Genomic DNA, 16,147 nt, shown 5'->3' with positions numbered 1-16,147 from the left:
CGGCTGCATCAGCAGCTTTTCGCCGATTTGATGACGGCGGCGCACCTGGACGCCACGTACCTGGCCTACGTGGACGCCGTCCCCGCCGAAGCGCTGGCGGCGGTCAACCTGATGTCACTGTTCGGGCTACATCGCGAGTTGCGTGGCGCCGCGATCGGGCACTTCGCGTCCACGGAGATCACCTCGCCGCCGGGATCCCGCCGCATGGTGCAGGCGCTGCGGCGCATGGGCGCACCGGCGTCTTGCGTCGAGTTCTATGCCGAGCACGTCGAGGCGGATGCGGTCCACGAGCACGTCGTTCGCATCGACGTGGTCGGGGACCTGGTCGCCCGGGAGCCGCAGCTCGATCGCGACATCGTGTTCGGGATCCGCGCGCACGCCGCGGTCGAAGATCGTTTGGCAGAAGCGGTTATGGCGTCGTGGCAGCAGGGTCGGACGTCGTTGCGGCGGTCGCTGGACTAGCGGTCCGGCGCGCCAGGTTTCGGCATCGGCGATGGCTGGTGTCGCACAGAGGATACTTCTCGCTGCGCCGACAGGTGCAGATCGCCACCATGAACCTGTCGGATTCCACGACCTCGCCGTTCGGCATCTCGATGCGCACCGGACCGGACACCAGCACCGGCCCGCCGGCAACCACCTGTACCCGGGTGGCGCTCATCGTTTGTCCGCCCGGATCACGATCAGTTCCTCGTGCCGGAGTCCGCGCGGGATCAGGCCGACGCTCTCCAGCCAGGCCGCCCGCGCCATCATCACCGGACCGAACGGTATCCGCTCGGACGCAACGACTCTCGCATCCATGCCCGCCCACTTGAGGGAATCCAGGGATTGCTGAACGCCGGCCAGCGCCGAGTGCACGAGCAGCAGGGAGCCTCCGTCGCACAACAGTTTCGGCGCCGCCTCGCACAGCGGATCCAACACCATCCGGCCATCCGGGCCGGCATTCCAGGCCCACGATGGGCCTGCGCTGGGGCTGATGTACTCGGTGTCGCCATTCGGCGGGGTCGGCACGTACGGCGGGTTGGACACGACAACGTCGAACGGCGCGCAGTCGAGCGCGTCGCTCCACGTGCCCTTGCGCACATCCACATTCACGCCGACGGCGGCCGCGTTGTTGCGAGAGCAACCCACGGCGTGTGGGCAGATGTCGAAGGCCGTCACGTCGGCGCCGCCCATCTCGGCCGCGGCGATCGCGACGAATCCGCTGCCAGTACACAGGTCCAGAACGCGCCGCCCCGGAATGAGCGCGCTTTGTCGCATCACATTCACCAGTAATCGGGAATCGTCCTGGGGCTGATACACGTTCGAAGCAGCCGAGACAGCGGGTCCTGGATACGTTGTGGTCAACTTTGGCCTTTCGACGGATCGCCGCGGCGATCACTGCTTGGCCTGTGTAATGCCCGCAAACCGTTGCCTTCAAACGGTTTGGGGAAAGGCCATTTTCGGCTAACCAGTGGGCGCATGCGCGAATTGCTTGACAATGGTCGCGCAGAAGGCCGGCAAGTCCGACGGTGAGCGACTCGAGATCAAATTGCCGTCGACGACGACCTCCTCGTCAACCACGTTCGCGCCCGCGTTGCGCAGGTCGGTGCGAATGGACGGGTACGACGTGAGCGTCCGGCCCTCCGCCACACCGGCTTCCACCAGGGTCCACGGGCCGTGACAAATTGCGGCGACAGGTTTTCCGGAGGCGACGAAGTCACGCACGAAGGAGACCGCGGAGCTGTCCATCCGGAGCTTGTCCGGATTCACCGTGCCACCCGGAAGCACCAGGCCGTCGAATTCGGATGCGGAGGCGTCCGACACCGCGCGGTCAACGCTGAAGGTTCCCGCCGGCTCGAGGTCGTGGTTGCGCGCCTGGATTTCTCCGGTCTTCAGCGAAAGAAGTTCGACTTCGGCACCAGCCTCTTTCAGGGCGGCGCGGGGTTGTTCGAGTTCGACCTTCTCCACGCCGTCCGCCGCCAGAATCGCGACCTTCTTCCCTTGCAATTCATTTGCCATGGTTATTCCCCTCTATTCCGGACTATGCATTACGTCGGATTGAGAATCACTTTGGTGCAGCGGTCCTCTTTGTTCTTGAAGATTTCGTAGCCATGGGGAGCCTGGTCGAGAGTCATATGGTGGCTGACGACAATGGTCGGATCGATGTCGCCGTTGCGAATACGCTCCAGCAGCGGGCGCATGTAGCGGTGGACGTGACACTGGCCGGTTTTGATGGTCAGCGACCGGTTCATCACCGCCCCGATGGGGAACTTGTCCATGAGGCCGCCGTACACCCCGATGATCGAAAGGGTGCCGCCGTTGCGGCAGCTCATCGCCGCTTCCCGGATGGCATGCGGCCGTTCGGTTTCCAGGCGAGCCGCCTGCTTGACACGGTCGTAGGCATCGACCGGAGTGGATCCGCTGCGCGCTTCCATCCCGGCAGCGTCGATGCAGTGGTCGGGTCCCCGACCGGCGGTCAGGTCGCGCAATTCCTCGAGCACCGACGTCTCGGCGAAGTTGACCGGTACGGCGCCGATCTTCTGTGCGAGCTCGAGGCGATACGGAACCCGATCGACGACAATGACTTTCGAGGCACCGAGCAGGTACGCGCTCATGATCGCGAACAGGCCGACCGGGCCGGCGCCCCACACCGCCACGATGTCACCGGGGGTGATGTCACACATCTCCGCACCCATGTAGCCCGTCGGCAGGATGTCCGACAGGAACAGCACCTGCTCGTCGGTCAGGTCGTCTTCGACCTTCAGCGGCCCGACGTCGGCGAAGGGCACCCGTGCGTATTCGGCTTGGCCGCCGGCGAAACCGCCCAGCATGTGCGAATAGCCGAACAGCCCCGCCGGCGAGTGGCCCATGAATTTCTCGGCGATGCCGGCGTTGGGGTTGGAGTTCTCGCACAGGGAGTAGAGGCTACGTTGGCAGGCGGAGCACGCCCCGCACGCGATCGGGAACGGGACCACTACCCGGTCGCCGACGGCCAGGTTGTTGACGCTCTTGCCGACTTCGACCACCTCGCCCATGAATTCGTGCCCGAGCACGTCGCCGTGCTTCACGGTGGGGATGTAGCCGTCGTACAGGTGCAGGTCCGAACCGCAGATCGCCGTCGAGGTGATGCGCACGATGGCGTCGCGATCGTTCAGAATCGTCGGGTCGGGGACCGACTCCACTTGGACGCTGTTGCGGCCCGCCCAGACGGTGGCCTTCATACGCTGGCTCCCTTGTTCGGTTGCGCCGGTTGCTGATGCATCTGGCGGCCCGACGCAGTGCCCTCCGGGGACCCGTCCGAACGCAGCACCTGCCCGGTCTCGAGGATTTGCTTGAAGCGGCGAAGGTCGTCGTTGACCTGCTGCTCGGGGGACTCGCCGAACAGGCTCGCCGCCGCCTTGCCGAACAGGCCGCCCGGGATGTGGTAGCCGATCCTGACGCGAATTTCGGTGCCGTCGCCGGTGGCGGTGGGTGTGAATTCGACGCTGCCGCCGTTCTCGATCACCGAGCCGGGCAGCGACTGCCAGGCGATCCGCTTGTTGGTGTCGTCCTCGGTGATCTGCGCGTCCCACTGGACCGACCGGCCGGCCGGGGCGTTGGCTATCCAATGCGACTGCCCGTCGGTGGTCGGCGTGACCGCCTTCAGGTGGTGCATGAAGCTGGGCAGGTTTTCCAGGTCCCGCCAGAAGCGGTACACCTCCTCGGGCGTGCGCCGCACGGTGACCGCGGCGCGCAAGGTGCGGTGTCGGGATCCATTCACGTGCCGGCCGCCACCGTCGACCGTGCGCAGCGCCGTGTAGAGGTCCAGCCCGCCGATGCCGGCGAGCACCACGGCCGAGATGGCGCCCTGCCGTCGCCGCCCCGGGCCGCGGGCGGCCACCCCGGCCACCAGCAGCGCCATATCCAGCACGTCGCCGACCACCCGGGTCCAGACCATCTTTTGGGGACCGCCCAGCAGCGCCACCCCATGGCCGCACTCCCGCGCGCCCAGCGCGCGGATGACCGGGCGCGACCGGGCCGTGTCGTCGACCCCGGCGAGGGCAGCAACCTTTTCGGGGACCACCAACTCGCTCAAGCCCAGCGCGAAACTGGCGCACCCGAGCGCCTTGACCAACGCGGAGGTGGTATTGGCGGATCGATCGCCCATCGTCAGCTCTTTCTGCCTTGCGGCGAACTCATCTCGGGCAAAGTTGCTGCAAGACAGCTGCTTTGCAGGTCAACGGGCACCCGGCGCTGCTTGCCGGTGTTCGCGCCGCACACAAACACATACGGCCGGGCGCGCACGATGGGAGCCGGATACCCGGGCAGATACCGACCAAACGTGGGATTACTTCGCCGCGTCACGCAGCGCGGCAAGCAAAGGTTCGGCGGCCTCTTTCAGAAAAAGGTCTTGCGATTCGCCGCCGACCTGGACGAGGGCCACGTCGGTGAACCCGGCCTCCCAGTAGGGCCGGACGGCCTCGACGATCGCATCGAGGTCCGGCCCGCAGGGAATGGACTCCGCGACGTCTTCGGGACGGACGAACTGGGTCGCGCCGGCAAAACCGGCCGGCGTGGGGAGATCGGCGTTGACCTTCCATCCGCCGGCGAACCAGCGGAACTGGTCGTGAGCGCGTTCGATGGCGGTGTCGCGGTCGGGGTCCCAGCACACCGGGATCTGACCGACCACGCGGCCGCCGCCGGCGAGATTGGCGGCCTGGCGCGCGGCATGCCAGGCGTCGACGAGCTCCCCGTCGGGCTCGACCGCGATGAAGTGATCGGCCAGCCTGGCGAATCTCTCGATGCCCTTGTCGCCGGACAACGCCACCGCGATGGCGACCGGGACCTCGGGCACGTCCCACAGGCGCGCGGAGTCGACGTGGAAGTGTTCGCCACTGAAGTTCACCAGCTGGCCGCCGAACAATTCGCGGATGATCTTGATGGCCTCGCGCAGCATGTCCTGCCTGCGCTCGACGGTCGGCCAGCCCCTGCCCACGATGTGCTCGTTGAGGTTCTCGCCGCTGCCCAGGCCCAGGGTGAACCGGCCGTCGGACAGGATCTGCACGGTGGCGGCCTGCTGGGCGACCACGGCCGGGTGATAGCGCATCGTCGGGCAGGTCACGTAGGTGTAGAGGTCCACCCGTTCGGTGGCGTGCGCCACCGCGCCCAGCACCGCCCATGCGTTGGGCGCATGCCCTTGCGAGGTCAGCCAGGGGGTGAAGTGGTCGCTGCAGACCTCGAAGTCGAAACCGCGCTCCTCGGCTGAAACAGCCTGCCGTACAAGGTCTTTGGGCCCACTCTGCTCGGTCATCAGAGTGTAGCCAAATTTCGTCATAGCTGTGGGGATACCCAGACACTCGCCCGCGTAACGCCGGGGCTGAAATTCGGCCCGGTAACCGCCCTGGCGTTACGCCGCTCCGCGCTCGCGGGCACGGCCGCCGGTTAACCCGCGGTGGTGATCGAGTCCCCCGTGACGCCGGCCGCCCGACGCGCCTCCAGCCGGCGCCTCTGCGGTTCGATCGTGTACCGCGGGTCGCGCGTCGACTCCAGGCCCGCCTCGAAGAAACCGAACCGCAGCATCGCGGACGCCGACAACAACGCCACGCCGGACAGGGCGGCGACGCCGCGATGTCCGCCGCCAAGCAATGCGCCCAAACCGCCCGCGGCGGCCAGTCGTTCGCTCCAGGCCAACAGCCGGCCGGGCCTGCCGCGGTGCAGCGGTTCCCTGGTCACCGGGTCCATCCGGTATTCCGTGAACCGCGCGGAGATCAGGTCACCGATCGCGCCGATGACGGCCAGCGTGCGGGCCGGGCCGGCCTCGGCGACCGGGGTGGTGATCATCGCCAATCCCGACGCGGCCAGGCTCGCCGAGCTGACGAACACGAACGGCAGGTCCCGGTAGGCGGCGTTCCACGTCGGGGTGGCGGTGTCGGTGAGCAGCACCGCGGTGTAGACGGCGAGCGGCGGCGAGAACACGGCGGCTTCCAATCCGGCCGGCCCCTCGACGGCGCGCAGAACGGGCCGCAACGGGCCCAACGGGATTCGCTCGCCGGTCATCCGGTCGACCTCGGAAACGGCGGCGACACCGATGCCGGCGCCGAACAAGCTGAGGATCCACGACCCGATGCTCATCGGCGAGGTCAGCTTGACCGTGCGCAGCATGTTGACGAAGCGCTCGGGACGGCCCAGGTCCTTCACCAGCGCGACCGCGCCCAGCATCACCGCGATCAGGGCGGACAGCCTTGTGTTGCGGCGCAACGTGTCCCGGCCGGTGAGCTGGGCGCCTGCCGCGAGCAGGCCCGAACCTCCCGCGACCCCGCCCAGGAACAGGTAGGCGGCGACTTCGTGCCCCCACGGCGCGGGCTTGACCACCGGACGCCCGTAGTACGAACTGAATTCGACCTCGGGGACCATCGGCATCTCGCGCGAGCCGTCGCCACCGCCCCGGCGGCCCACCCGCCTGCCCTTGCGGCGCTTGCCGCCCGCGGGTTCCGGGGGCCGCAGGCTGTCGAATTCCGAAGTGCTCATGGGTTTTTCACCGGTCCTTCCAGAAGGCGAGCGCTGCGGCGGCGAACATCCCCGCGGCGGCGACGCACGCCCTCTTGAACATCTGCGGCAGGTCGGCCGTGCACACGCGCGGGTCGGGCGGCAGGCCGTAGACCTCCGGCTCGTCGAGCAACAGGAAGATCGAGCCGGTGCCACCCACTCCGTCGTGCTCGTTGGCGCCGTAGAGGCGCGCCTCGGTCTGGCCCTGGGCGTGCAGCCGCGTGACCCGTTCTCGGGCCTCGATCACCAGATCGTCGTGGTCGCCGAACTTGATCGACGTGGTGGGGCAGGTCTGGGCGCAGGCGGGGATCTGGTCTTCGACCAGGCGGTCGTAACACAGCGTGCACTTCTGGGCGACCCCGGTGACGAACTTCTCGGCGGGACGATCGGGCCTGGTCGCGGGCGTCGCATACGTGCCGTCGCTGCGACGCTCCACCACGCCGAACGGGCATCCGGCCACGCAGGTGCCGCACCCGTTGCAGACGTCGTCCTGCACGACGACGGTGCCGAATTCGGTGCGGAACAACGCGCCGGTCGGGCACACGTCCAGGCAGCCGGCGTGCGTGCAGTGCTTGCACACGTCCGACGACATCAGCCAGCGGAATTCCGGGGTATCCGGTGGGCTGGTGTCCGGAGGCCCGGGGACGGCGGGCATACCCAAATCTGTTAGGGCGCGGCCGGATTCGCGCGCCTCCTCGATCCGATCGCGGCCCTGCTCGATGAACGCCACGTGCCGCCAGGTGCTGGCGCCCAGCGCTCCGGTGTTGTCATAGGACGACCCCAGCAGCTCCAGGTCGCCGTCGCGCGGGTTACGGTTCCACTCCTTGCACGCGACCTCGCAGGCCTTGCAGCCGATGCAGATCGAGGTGTCGGTGAAGAATCCCTTGCGCGGTCTGGGTTCCGCCCAGCCGGCGTTACTCGTCGGGTCGGTCGGTCCGCTCAGCTGACCCATCGGCTCCTCCTTCCCAGACGCCGTCGCTGATCCGCACGTTGCCGGTCTCGGTGGTGGCCCCCGAACGCGACTGATAGTCGGCAACCAGGCGCAGCAAGTCCTCGCCGCGCGGCCGCCGCCCGGGCCGGATGTCACACGAACCGGCTTTGGACTCCTGAATCTGCACGTTCGGGTCGAGCGTCACTCCGAGCAGGTCGTTGGCCGCGTCCCCGCTCACCACGGCGTCGCCACCGACGCCCCAGTGATACGGGAGCCCGATCTGGTGCACTGTGTGGCCGTTGATTACCAGCGGGGCAACGCGTTTGGTGACCAGCACCCGAGCCTCGATCGCCGCCCGGGGCGAGATGATGGTGGCCCACCCGTACGGCTCCAAGCCACGTTCGGCCGCCAACTCCGGCGAGACCTCGCAGAACATCTCCGGTTGCAGCTCCGACAGATAGGGCAGCCACCGGCTCATCCCGCCCGCGGTGTGATGCTCGGTGAGCCGGTAGGTAGTGAACACGTAAGGATACACATCGGATCCGGGCTCCCCGTCGCTCGGTGCGCTCAGATTTTCCTTGCGCGGGAACGTGATTCGCGACGGGTTGCGCTGCTGGGGGTAGAGCGCGTTGGTAACGGGCGACTCCTGCGGTTCGTAGTGCGTGGGCAGCGGCCCGTCCACCATTCCCTTCGGCGCGAACAGCCACGCCTTGCCGTCGGCCTGCATGATGAACGGGTCATCCCCGGCGAGCGCGTCGGGCCCGCCGACGTCGGGATCGGGCCGGCTGCCCGGTGGCCGGTCCGCCACGAAGTCGGGCACGTCGTTGCCTACCCACCGCTGCTTTTCCTGGTCCCACCAGATGTAGCGCTTGCGCTCGCTCCACGGTTTACCGTCGGGGTCGGCCGAGGCCCGGTTGTAGAGGATGCGGCGGTCGGCCGGCCAGGCCCACCCCCACTCCGACTGGCTCGGGCTCGGACCACCCAGCGGCGCTCGGCGGGCGGCCTGGTTGACCCCCTCGGCGTACACGCCCGAATAGATCCAGCATCCGCACGACGTCGATCCGTCGGCACCCAGTTCGGTATACCCCGGCACGGGCTGGCCGGCCTTGGGGCCGCTCAGGTAACAGCCGCTGATCTCGGCCAGCACCGCGGTGGGGTCGGGCTCGCCGTGCTCGTCGGTGGGATAGTCCCAGGTCAGATCCAGCAGGGGGCGGTCGCGCGCGTCCGTGGAGCCGGCCAGCCGCTGGCGGATTCGCTTGCCCAGCTCGACGAAGAACTGCAACTCGCTCTGGCAGTCGCCGGGCGGCTCGACCGCCTTGTGCCGCCACTGCACCAGGCGTTGGGTCTGGGTGAACGAGCCGGCCTTCTCGACGTGCGTAGCCGCGGGGAAGAAGAACACCTCGGTCTCGATGTCCTCGGTCTTCAGCTCGCCCGAGGCGATCTCCGGACCGTCCTTCCAGAATGTGGCCGACTCGATCATGTTGAGATCGCGGACCACCAACCACTTCAGGTGCGACATGCCCATGCGCTGGAGGCGGCCGTGCGCGGATCCGACGGCCGGATTCTGGCCGAGCAGGAAGTAGCCGTCGACCTCGTCGTCGAGCATCGACATGACCGTTTGGTAGGTGCCATGCGGGCCGGAGAGCCGCGGCAGGTAGTCGTAGGCCCAGTCGTTGTCGGCGCGGGCGGCGTCACCCCACCACGCCTTGAGCAGGCTGACGATGTAGGTGTCCGCGTCGGCCCAGAAACCTTTCTGGTTCTTCGGTCCGACAGCTTCGATGTAGTCCCGGAAGGTGTCGTGCACACCGGCCTTGGGCATCGAGAGGTAGCCGGGCAGCAGGTTGAACAACGTCGGAATGTCGGTCGACCCTTGGATCGTGGCGTGCCCGCGCAGCGCCATGATGCCGCCCCCCGGGCGACCGACGTTACCGAGCAGCAGCTGCAGGATTGTCGCGGTGCGGATGAACTGGGCGCCGAGCGTGTGCTGGGTCCAGCCGACGGCGTACGCGAAGCAGGTGGTGCGCTCGCGCCCGGAGTTTTCGACGATGGAGCGAGCCAGGTAGTCGAAGTCCTCAGTGCTGATGCCGCACACGTCACGCACCATCTCCGGCGTGTAGCGCGCGTAATGTCGCTTGACGATCTGAAACACCGTGCGGGGGTGCTGCAGGGTCTCGTCGCGCTGCACGCGAGCGTGCGGCAGGGGTGGGCCGCCGCTACCGTGCGCATCGCCGGCAGCGCGAGCGGACGCGCTGGCGCCGTGCTCTTGATGGCGTTCGTCCTCTTCTTGACCGGCGTAGGCCCAGGTCGATGTGTCGTACTGCCCCGTCTCCGGATCGTAGCCGGAGAATAGGCCGTTCAAATCCTCTGTGTCCCGGTAATTTTCGTTGATCAGGGTGGCCGCGTTGGTGTACGCGACGACGTAGTCTTTGAACCACAGATCGCGAGATATGACGTGGTTGATCAGTGCGCCGAGCAGCACCACGTCCGAGCCGGCCCGGATCGGAATGTGCTTGTCGGAGACCGCCGACGTCCGGGTGAAGCGCGGGTCGACGTGAATCACTTTGGCGCCGCGCGCTTTCGCCTCCTCGACCCATTGGAACCCGACGGGATGACACTCGGCCATGTTGGAGCCCTGGATGACGATGCAGTCGGCGTTGGCCATGTCTTGCAGTGTTTGGGTGGCGCCACCGCGCCCGAAGGAGGTCCCCAGACCGGGAACCGTGGAGCTGTGTCAAATACGAGCTTGGTTCTCGATCTGAATGGCACCGGCGGCGGTGAAGAGCTTTTTGATGAGGTAGTTCTCTTCGTTGTCCAGTGTCGCGCCGCCAAGTGCGGCGATTTTCATGGTGCGCCGCAGCGGATGGCCTTTCTTGTCGATGTCCTGCCAGGCGTGGCGGCGGGCCTCGACGAAGCGGTCGGCCACCATGTCGATGGCGGTGTCTAGGTCCAGCGGCCGCCATTCGGTCGCCCGCGGCGCGCGGTAGAGCACGTGCAGCTGCCGGCCCGGCGAGTTCACCAGCTGCTCGCTGGCAGCGCCTTTGGGGCACAGGCGGCCTCGCGAGATCGGCGAATCCGGGTCGCCCTCGATCTGCACCACCCGCTCGTCCTTGACATACACCCGCTGCCCGCAGCCGACCGCGCAGTACGGACAGATGCTTTGCACCACCCGGTCGGCCGTCGTCGTGCGCGGCGTGACGGCGCGGGTCCGTTTCGAGGTGACCGCCGACCCGCGGCCGAGCTTGTCCCCCGACCGCAGCTGACGCACGACGGGCCACTCCAGGAAAAGCTTGCGCATAGCCATGGCCTCTACCCTAGTGCGCGCGCATGAAACCCCGCCGGCTCAACGAACCACGATCGTGTGCTCGCCGCGGGGCACCAGCTCACCGATCACGGTCGCGCCCGGAATCTCACCGGCGATCAGCAGCCCGCCCGACGTCTGGGCGTCGGCCAGCAGCAGGGCGTCCTCCTCGCCGACCCCGGACAAGTCGACGTGCGGGGCCACCCAGTCGAGGTTGCGTCGCGTGCCGCCGCTGACGTACCCCGCCGCCAGGGCCTCCCGCGCCCCGTCCAGATAGGGCACCGCCGCGGAATCGACGATGGCCGTCACCCCGCTCGCCCGCGCCAGCTTGTGCAGGTGTCCGAGCAACCCGAAACCCGTGATGTCCGTGGCGCATTCGATGCCGGCCGCCAGCGCCGCCGCGGATGCGTCGGCGTTCAGCGTGGTCATCACCTCGATCGCTTGCTCGAAGCGTTCGCCGGTGGCCTTGTGCCTGCTGTTGAGCACCCCGACGCCGAGCGGCTTGGTCAGTGACAGCGGCGTGCCGGGCTTGCCGGAATCGTTGCGCAGCAACCGCTTCGGGTCCGCGATCCCGGTGACGGCCAGGCCGTACTTCGGCTCCGGGTCGTCGACGCTGTGCCCGCCGGCGAGGTGGCAGCCGGCCAGGCCGCAGACGTCCAACCCGCCGCGCAGCGTCTCGGCCGCCAGCTCGAACGGCAGCACGTCGCGCGGCCAGCCCAGCAGGTTGACCGCCACCACCGGACGCCCGCCCATCGCGTAGACGTCCGACAGCGCGTTGGTGGCGGCGATGCGTCCCCAGTCGTAGGCGTCGTCCACCACCGGCGTGAAGAAGTCGGTCGTCGCGATCAGGGCCGTGTCGCGCTCGATGCGCACCGCCGCGGCGTCGTCGCCGTGGTCCAGACCCACCAGCAACTCACCGACCGGATCGCGCGGCGCGCTCACCCCCAGCCCGCGCACGATGTCCTCCAGCTCACCGGGCGGGATCTTGCAGGCACACCCGCCACCGTGGGCGTACTGGGTCAGTCGATAAGTCACGCGTCCATACTTGTCCCTATGGTCCGAGGAGGCGTGTCCGGTCTGGTGACCGGCGCGGTCTTCAAAACCGTCGAACGGCAGACGCTGCCGCTGGCGGGTTCGATTCCCGTCCGCCTCCGCCATACTTCTCCGAGCCAGGCATGAGCGACCCGCGCCGGCGGGTGCCGGGCACCGACACACTGCTGGCCGATCCGCGCCTGGCCGAAGCGCAGCGGGTGTTGGGCCGCGCCCTGGTCAAGTCCGTGATCGCCGAGGCGCAGCGGCGGGCGCGCGCCGGGGAGATCGAGCCCGAGCGCGTCGCCGAGCACGCCATCGCGGCACTTCCCAGCACCGCGTCGAGCCTGCGGCCCGTCATCAATGCCACCGGAGTGGTGGTGCACACGAATCTGGGCCGGGCGCCGCTGTCGCGGGCCGCCGTCGACGCGGTGGTCGCCGCGGCCGGGACCACGGACGTCGAGCTGGACCTGGCCACCGGCCGCCGCGGCCGTCGGGGGCGGGCCGCCCTGGCCGCGCTGGCGCGGGCGGTGCCCACCGCCGGCGGCGTGCACGTAGTGAACAACAATGCCGCCGCGCTGCTGCTGACGGCCTTGACGCTGGCGCCCGGCAAGGAGATCGTGCTCAGCCGCGGCGAGCTGGTCGAGATCGGCGACGGGTTCCGCATCCCCGAGCTACTGGCCAGCGCCGGATCGCGGCTGCGCGAGGTCGGCACCACCAACCGCACCAGCCTGCGCGATTACGCGGAGGCGATCGGGCCGCAGACCGGCTTCGTCCTGAAGGTGCACCCGTCCAACTTCCACGTCACCGGGTTCACCTCGGCGGTGTCCGTCGCGGAGTTGGCGAAGCTGGGTGTGCCCCTGGTGGTCGACATCGGCTCCGGGCTGCTGTCCCCACACCCCGTCCTGCCCGACGAGCCCGACGCCACGTCGACGCTGCGCGACGGCGCCGACCTGGTCACCGCGAGCGGCGACAAACTCCTCGGCGGCCCGCAGGCCGGCCTGCTGCTGGGCGACGCCGAGCTCATCGAGCGGCTGCGCCGCCACCCGGCGGCACGCGCGCTGCGCGTCGACAAACTCACCCTCGCCGCGCTGGAAGCCACCCTGACCGGCCCGCCCCCGCCGGTGGCCGAGGCGTTGGTCGCCGACCTGAGCGGATTGCGGGCCCGCGCCGCGACTTTGGCCGCCGCGCTGCCGGGCGCCGAGGCGGTGGATTGCGTCGCGGCCGTCGGCGGCGGCGGGGCCCCGGACGTGCGGCTGCCCAGCGCCGCCGTGAGCCTGCCCGAGTCGTACGCCGCCGCCCTGCGCGCCGCCAGCCCACCCGTCGTCGGGCGGCTGGAGGCGGGCCGCTGCCTGCTCGACCTGCGCACGGTTGCGCCCGAGGACGACGCGCTGCTGGCCGCGGCGGTGCGGGCATGTTCGTCCTAGCCACCGCCGGGCACGTCGACCACGGCAAGTCGACCCTGCTGCACCGGCTCACCGGCATGTGGCCGGACCGGCTGGCCGAGGAGCGGCGTCGCGGCCTGACCATCGACCTCGGCTTCGCGTGGACCGAGATCGGCGGCCGGCAGCTGGCGTTCGTCGACGTGCCCGGGCACGAACGGTTCGTGGCGAACATGCTCGCCGGCGTCGGCGCGGTGCCGGCGGTCGTGTTCGTCGTCGCCGCCACCGAGGGCTGGATGCCACAGTCCGACGAGCACCTCGCCGCGCTGCACGCCCTCGGGGTCCGCCACGGGCTGCTGGTGATCACCAAGGCCGACCTCGCCGACCCCGGCCGGGCCATCGAGCAGGCGCGCGAGAAACTCTCCGCCACCTCGCTTGCCGACGCTCCCGTCGCGCTCGGCACCGACCTGGAGCGGGTTCGCGCGGAGCTGCTGGCGCTCACCGACCGGCTGCCGGTCCCGGACCCGGACGCCGACGTGCGGCTGTGGGTGGACCGGAGCTTCACCGTCCGGGGCGCGGGCACCGTCGTGACCGGCACCCTGGCCGCCGGCACGGTACGGGTCGGCGACGAGCTGGAGCACGCCGGTGAGCGGGTGACGGTTCGCGGGGTGCAATCGCTGGGCCGCGACCAGGCGGCGGTCGGGCCGGTGGCGCGCGTCGCGCTGAACCTGCGCGGAGTCGACCGCCAGCACATCGGTCGCGGCGACACCGTCCGGACGCCGGGCGTATGGCTCGATGCGACGGAGATTGACGTCGGGTTGCGGTCGGCGGGGGCGCTGCACCGGCAGCTGGTGCTGCACGTGGGGTCCGCGGCCGTGCCGGTGCAGGTTCGTCCGCTGGGGGCGGGCTCGGCCCGGCTGCGGCTGGCGAGGCCCCTGGCGCTGCGCGTGGGGGATGTCGGGCTGTTGCGCGACGCGGGCGAACACCGGATCGCGGCGGGGATCGAAGTGCTCGACGTCCGGCCGCCTGCGCTGCGTCGTCGGGGCGCCGCGCGGGAGCGGGCGGCGGAGCTGGCGACCGGCCGGGCTCGCCCGCCCGCCTGCGCGCGGGCGACCGAACTTCGGGCGATGGGCCTGCCGCCGGTCGGTCAGCGGGTGGGCGACTGGGTGGTGGATCCCGAGTGGTGGGCCGGGCGGCGCGAGCGTGCGACCGCGGCGGTTCGGCTCTGGGCGGACGACCACGACGTCGCGGCGGGGATGCCGCTGGAGACGCTGCGGCAGCAGGCCGGGGTGCCCGCGGCCGAACTGTTGCCGACGCTGCTTGAGGGCACCGGACTGCAGGTGGCCGACGGGGTGGTTCGTTCGCCGGGTGCGGGCCTGCCGGCCCGCGTGGACAAGGCCGTTCGGACCGTCGAGGAGTGGCTGGCCGCCGAGCCCTTTCGGGCACCGGACGCCGACGAACTGGCCGAGCTCAAGCTCGGGCCCCGGGAACTGGCCGCGGCGGTGCGCGCCGGGCGGCTGGCCCGGATCGCCGACGGCGTCGTGCTGGGGGCCGGCGCGCTGGAGCGGGCGACGGGCATCCTCGCCGGGCTGCCGCAGCCGTTCACCGTCAGCGACGCGCGCCGCGCGCTGGGCACCACCCGGCGGGTGGCGGTCCCGCTGCTGGAGCAGCTCGACGCCCGCCGCGTGACCAGGCGGGCCCCGGACGGCACCCGGGTGGTGCTGGCTACAGCCGCTCCTTGACCGCCGCCGACAATCGGGCTCCGTCGGCCTTGCCGGCCGCGATCGCGGTGGCCGCCTTCATCACCAGGCCCATCTGCTTCATGCTCGGGCGCTCGCCGATGTCCTCGGCGACCTGGGCGATCGCCGTGTCGGCGACGTCGGCCAGTTCGGCCTCGGTGAGCGGCGTCGGCAGATATTCGTCGATGATCCGCGCCTCGGCGTGCTCGTTGGCGGCGAGCTCCCCGCGGCCGTTCTGCGTGTAGATCTCCGCCGATTCGGCCCGCTTGCGGGATTCCCGTGCCAGCACCTTGATCACCTCGTCGTCGGAGAGGTCCCTGGCCTGTTTGCCGGAGACTTCCTCGGTTTGGATCGCGGCGAGCAGTAGGCGCAGGGTCGCCGTGCGCAGCTTGTCCTTGCTCTTCATCGCGTCGGTCAGGTCGGCGCGCAGCCTGGATTTGAGTTCGGCCATGCCAGAGACGCTACGCGCCGACCGCCTGGCCATGATTGAGAAATGCCCGGACCACCGACAGGATGGAGCCCATGACGAACGACGGGCCCGCCCGCAAACAACGCGGAACACGGTGACCGCGCCGCCGCGGCGTTGCCGATGGCCGCCAGCACCGCGATGACCACGATCACCAGCCCGGCGACGACCGCCAGGGCGGCCCCCTCCAGCAGGGCCAGACCGAACAGGGGCAGCAGGCGCCCACGGATCCTGGCCCACGTCTCGCCGATGGTGATCGGCGAGCCGAACACCGCCCGCCCGACGATGACCGTGAGCATCCCGGACAACAGCATGCCGCCTAGCCAGGCGACCAGGACGCCGGCGCTCATCGACGTCAACCAGGCGCCGATGACCCCGGTGGTCAGTTCCTTCGCGTGGTCGGTGCTCAACCTGCCGTAGGCCGCCAGCGGCCCGTACACGGCGAGTTTCGTCACGATCTGAATGACCACCACCACGACGGTCGTCAGCCCCAGCGTGGCCTTCGGATTGGCGCGGACGTAACCGACCGCGCCGTTGAAGATGTCACCCAGGGTGAGTGGCCGCAACGGGATGATGCCGGGTTTGACCGCTGCCGGAACACGGGGGCCGGATTGCCACGCCGGCGGGCCGTACCCGGGCGGCGGGCCGTACCCGGGCGGCGGGCCGTACCCGGGCGGCGGGCCGTACCCGGGCGGCGGGCCGTATCCCGGCGGCGGGCCGTAGCCGTTCACCGTCAGCGACGCGCGCCGCGCGCTGGGCACCACCCGGCGGGTGGCGGTCCCGCTGCTGGAGCAGCTC

Annotated in this window: 14 protein-coding genes, 1 tRNA gene and 2 pseudogenes; 5 read left to right on the top strand and 12 right to left on the bottom strand. The window is 69.7% G+C overall.

Annotated elements, in window-relative coordinates; genetic code table 11:
- On the top strand, positions 1 to 462 hold a 462-nt coding region (locus A5704_RS16305; RefSeq protein ID WP_197508497.1), incomplete at its 5' end, for an iron-containing redox enzyme family protein.
- On the opposite strand, the gene A5704_RS27765 is transcribed toward A5704_RS16305, so the two are convergent.
- The 10 genes from A5704_RS27765 to selD form a co-directional block, all read right to left on the bottom strand.
- Positions 410 to 658, bottom strand: coding sequence for a CDGSH iron-sulfur domain-containing protein (locus A5704_RS27765; protein WP_082950333.1), 249 nt, complete (start codon positions 656 to 658; stop codon positions 410 to 412). The genes A5704_RS16305 and A5704_RS27765 overlap by 53 nt on opposite strands.
- Entirely contained in the window at positions 655 to 1,344 is a 690-nt protein-coding gene (locus A5704_RS16300) for a HemK2/MTQ2 family protein methyltransferase (RefSeq protein WP_067754253.1), read from the bottom strand. The genes A5704_RS27765 and A5704_RS16300 overlap by 4 nt, the downstream gene beginning before the upstream one ends.
- 99 nt (positions 1,345 to 1,443) lie before the next feature.
- Positions 1,444 to 1,998: a type 1 glutamine amidotransferase domain-containing protein gene (locus A5704_RS16295; protein WP_067754250.1), complete on the bottom strand. Its 555-nt coding sequence runs from the start codon at positions 1,996 to 1,998 to the stop codon at positions 1,444 to 1,446.
- Positions 1,999 to 2,027: 29 nt separating this feature from the next.
- The gene (locus A5704_RS16290) at positions 2,028 to 3,200 is read right to left on the bottom strand and encodes a zinc-dependent alcohol dehydrogenase (protein WP_067783334.1); all 1,173 of its coding nucleotides are present in this window, start codon (positions 3,198 to 3,200) and stop codon (positions 2,028 to 2,030) included.
- A complete protein-coding gene (locus A5704_RS16285; RefSeq protein ID WP_067889886.1) occupies positions 3,197 to 4,126 on the bottom strand; it encodes an SRPBCC family protein in 930 nt (309 codons plus the stop codon). Before A5704_RS16285 ends, A5704_RS16290 begins: the two co-directional genes overlap by 4 nt.
- Before the next feature lie 180 nt (positions 4,127 to 4,306).
- Positions 4,307 to 5,293, bottom strand: a complete 987-nt coding sequence (locus A5704_RS16280) for an LLM class F420-dependent oxidoreductase (RefSeq protein WP_067783329.1) — start codon at positions 5,291 to 5,293, stop codon at positions 4,307 to 4,309.
- 107 nt (positions 5,294 to 5,400) lie between these two features.
- Positions 5,401 to 6,486 carry an NrfD/PsrC family molybdoenzyme membrane anchor subunit gene (gene nrfD / locus A5704_RS16275; RefSeq protein ID WP_067754240.1) on the bottom strand — a complete coding sequence of 362 codons (1,086 nt, stop codon included), beginning with the start codon at positions 6,484 to 6,486 and terminating at the stop codon, positions 5,401 to 5,403.
- 7 nt (positions 6,487 to 6,493) lie between these two features.
- The gene (locus A5704_RS16270; protein ID WP_067782446.1) at positions 6,494 to 7,456 is read right to left on the bottom strand and encodes a 4Fe-4S dicluster domain-containing protein; all 963 of its coding nucleotides are present in this window, start codon (positions 7,454 to 7,456) and stop codon (positions 6,494 to 6,496) included.
- Positions 7,419 to 10,736 (bottom strand): formate dehydrogenase, encoded by a 3,318-nt coding sequence (gene fdh, locus A5704_RS16265; RefSeq protein WP_231969140.1) that lies wholly within the window; start codon positions 10,734 to 10,736, stop codon positions 7,419 to 7,421. The genes A5704_RS16270 and fdh overlap by 38 nt, the downstream gene beginning before the upstream one ends.
- Positions 10,737 to 10,775: 39 nt before the next feature.
- Positions 10,776 to 11,768, bottom strand: a complete 993-nt coding sequence (gene selD, locus A5704_RS16255; protein ID WP_067754229.1) for a selenide, water dikinase SelD — start codon at positions 11,766 to 11,768, stop codon at positions 10,776 to 10,778.
- Positions 11,769 to 11,795: 27 nt separating this feature from the next.
- On the opposite strand from selD, the gene A5704_RS16250 reads away from it, so the two are divergent.
- The 3 genes from A5704_RS16250 (at position 11,796) to A5704_RS16240 (ending at position 14,886) form a co-directional block, all read left to right on the top strand.
- Positions 11,796 to 11,890: transfer RNA gene (locus A5704_RS16250), tRNA-Sec, on the top strand.
- 18 nt (positions 11,891 to 11,908) lie between these two features.
- Positions 11,909 to 13,189 (top strand): L-seryl-tRNA(Sec) selenium transferase, encoded by a 1,281-nt coding sequence (gene selA, locus A5704_RS16245; RefSeq protein WP_067754225.1) that lies wholly within the window; start codon positions 11,909 to 11,911, stop codon positions 13,187 to 13,189.
- Positions 13,177 to 14,886, top strand: a complete 1,710-nt coding sequence (locus A5704_RS16240) for a selenocysteine-specific translation elongation factor (protein WP_067780979.1) — start codon at positions 13,177 to 13,179, stop codon at positions 14,884 to 14,886. The genes selA and A5704_RS16240 overlap by 13 nt, the downstream gene beginning before the upstream one ends.
- Here the strand turns inward: A5704_RS16240 and A5704_RS16235 are convergent.
- Together A5704_RS16235 and A5704_RS28865 are read right to left on the bottom strand one after the other, a co-directional pair.
- Positions 14,870 to 15,334 (bottom strand): GatB/YqeY domain-containing protein, encoded by a 465-nt coding sequence (locus A5704_RS16235; RefSeq protein ID WP_067780984.1) that lies wholly within the window; start codon positions 15,332 to 15,334, stop codon positions 14,870 to 14,872. The genes A5704_RS16240 and A5704_RS16235 overlap by 17 nt on opposite strands.
- A 119-nt stretch (positions 15,335 to 15,453) precedes the next feature.
- Positions 15,454 to 16,074: pseudogene (locus A5704_RS28865) on the bottom strand (hypothetical protein); the annotation flags it as partial.
- Between A5704_RS28865 and A5704_RS29815 the strand changes: the two are divergent.
- Positions 16,073 to 16,147 (top strand): annotated as a pseudogene (locus tag A5704_RS29815) (SelB C-terminal domain-containing protein); the annotation flags it as partial. The pseudogenes A5704_RS28865 and A5704_RS29815 sit on opposite strands and share 2 nt — an antisense overlap.

It is taken from the genome of Mycobacterium sp. E735 (assembly GCF_001666955.1).
Taxonomy (GTDB): domain Bacteria; phylum Actinomycetota; class Actinomycetes; order Mycobacteriales; family Mycobacteriaceae; genus Mycobacterium.
This window is presented reverse-complemented; position numbering and strand designations above follow the sequence as displayed.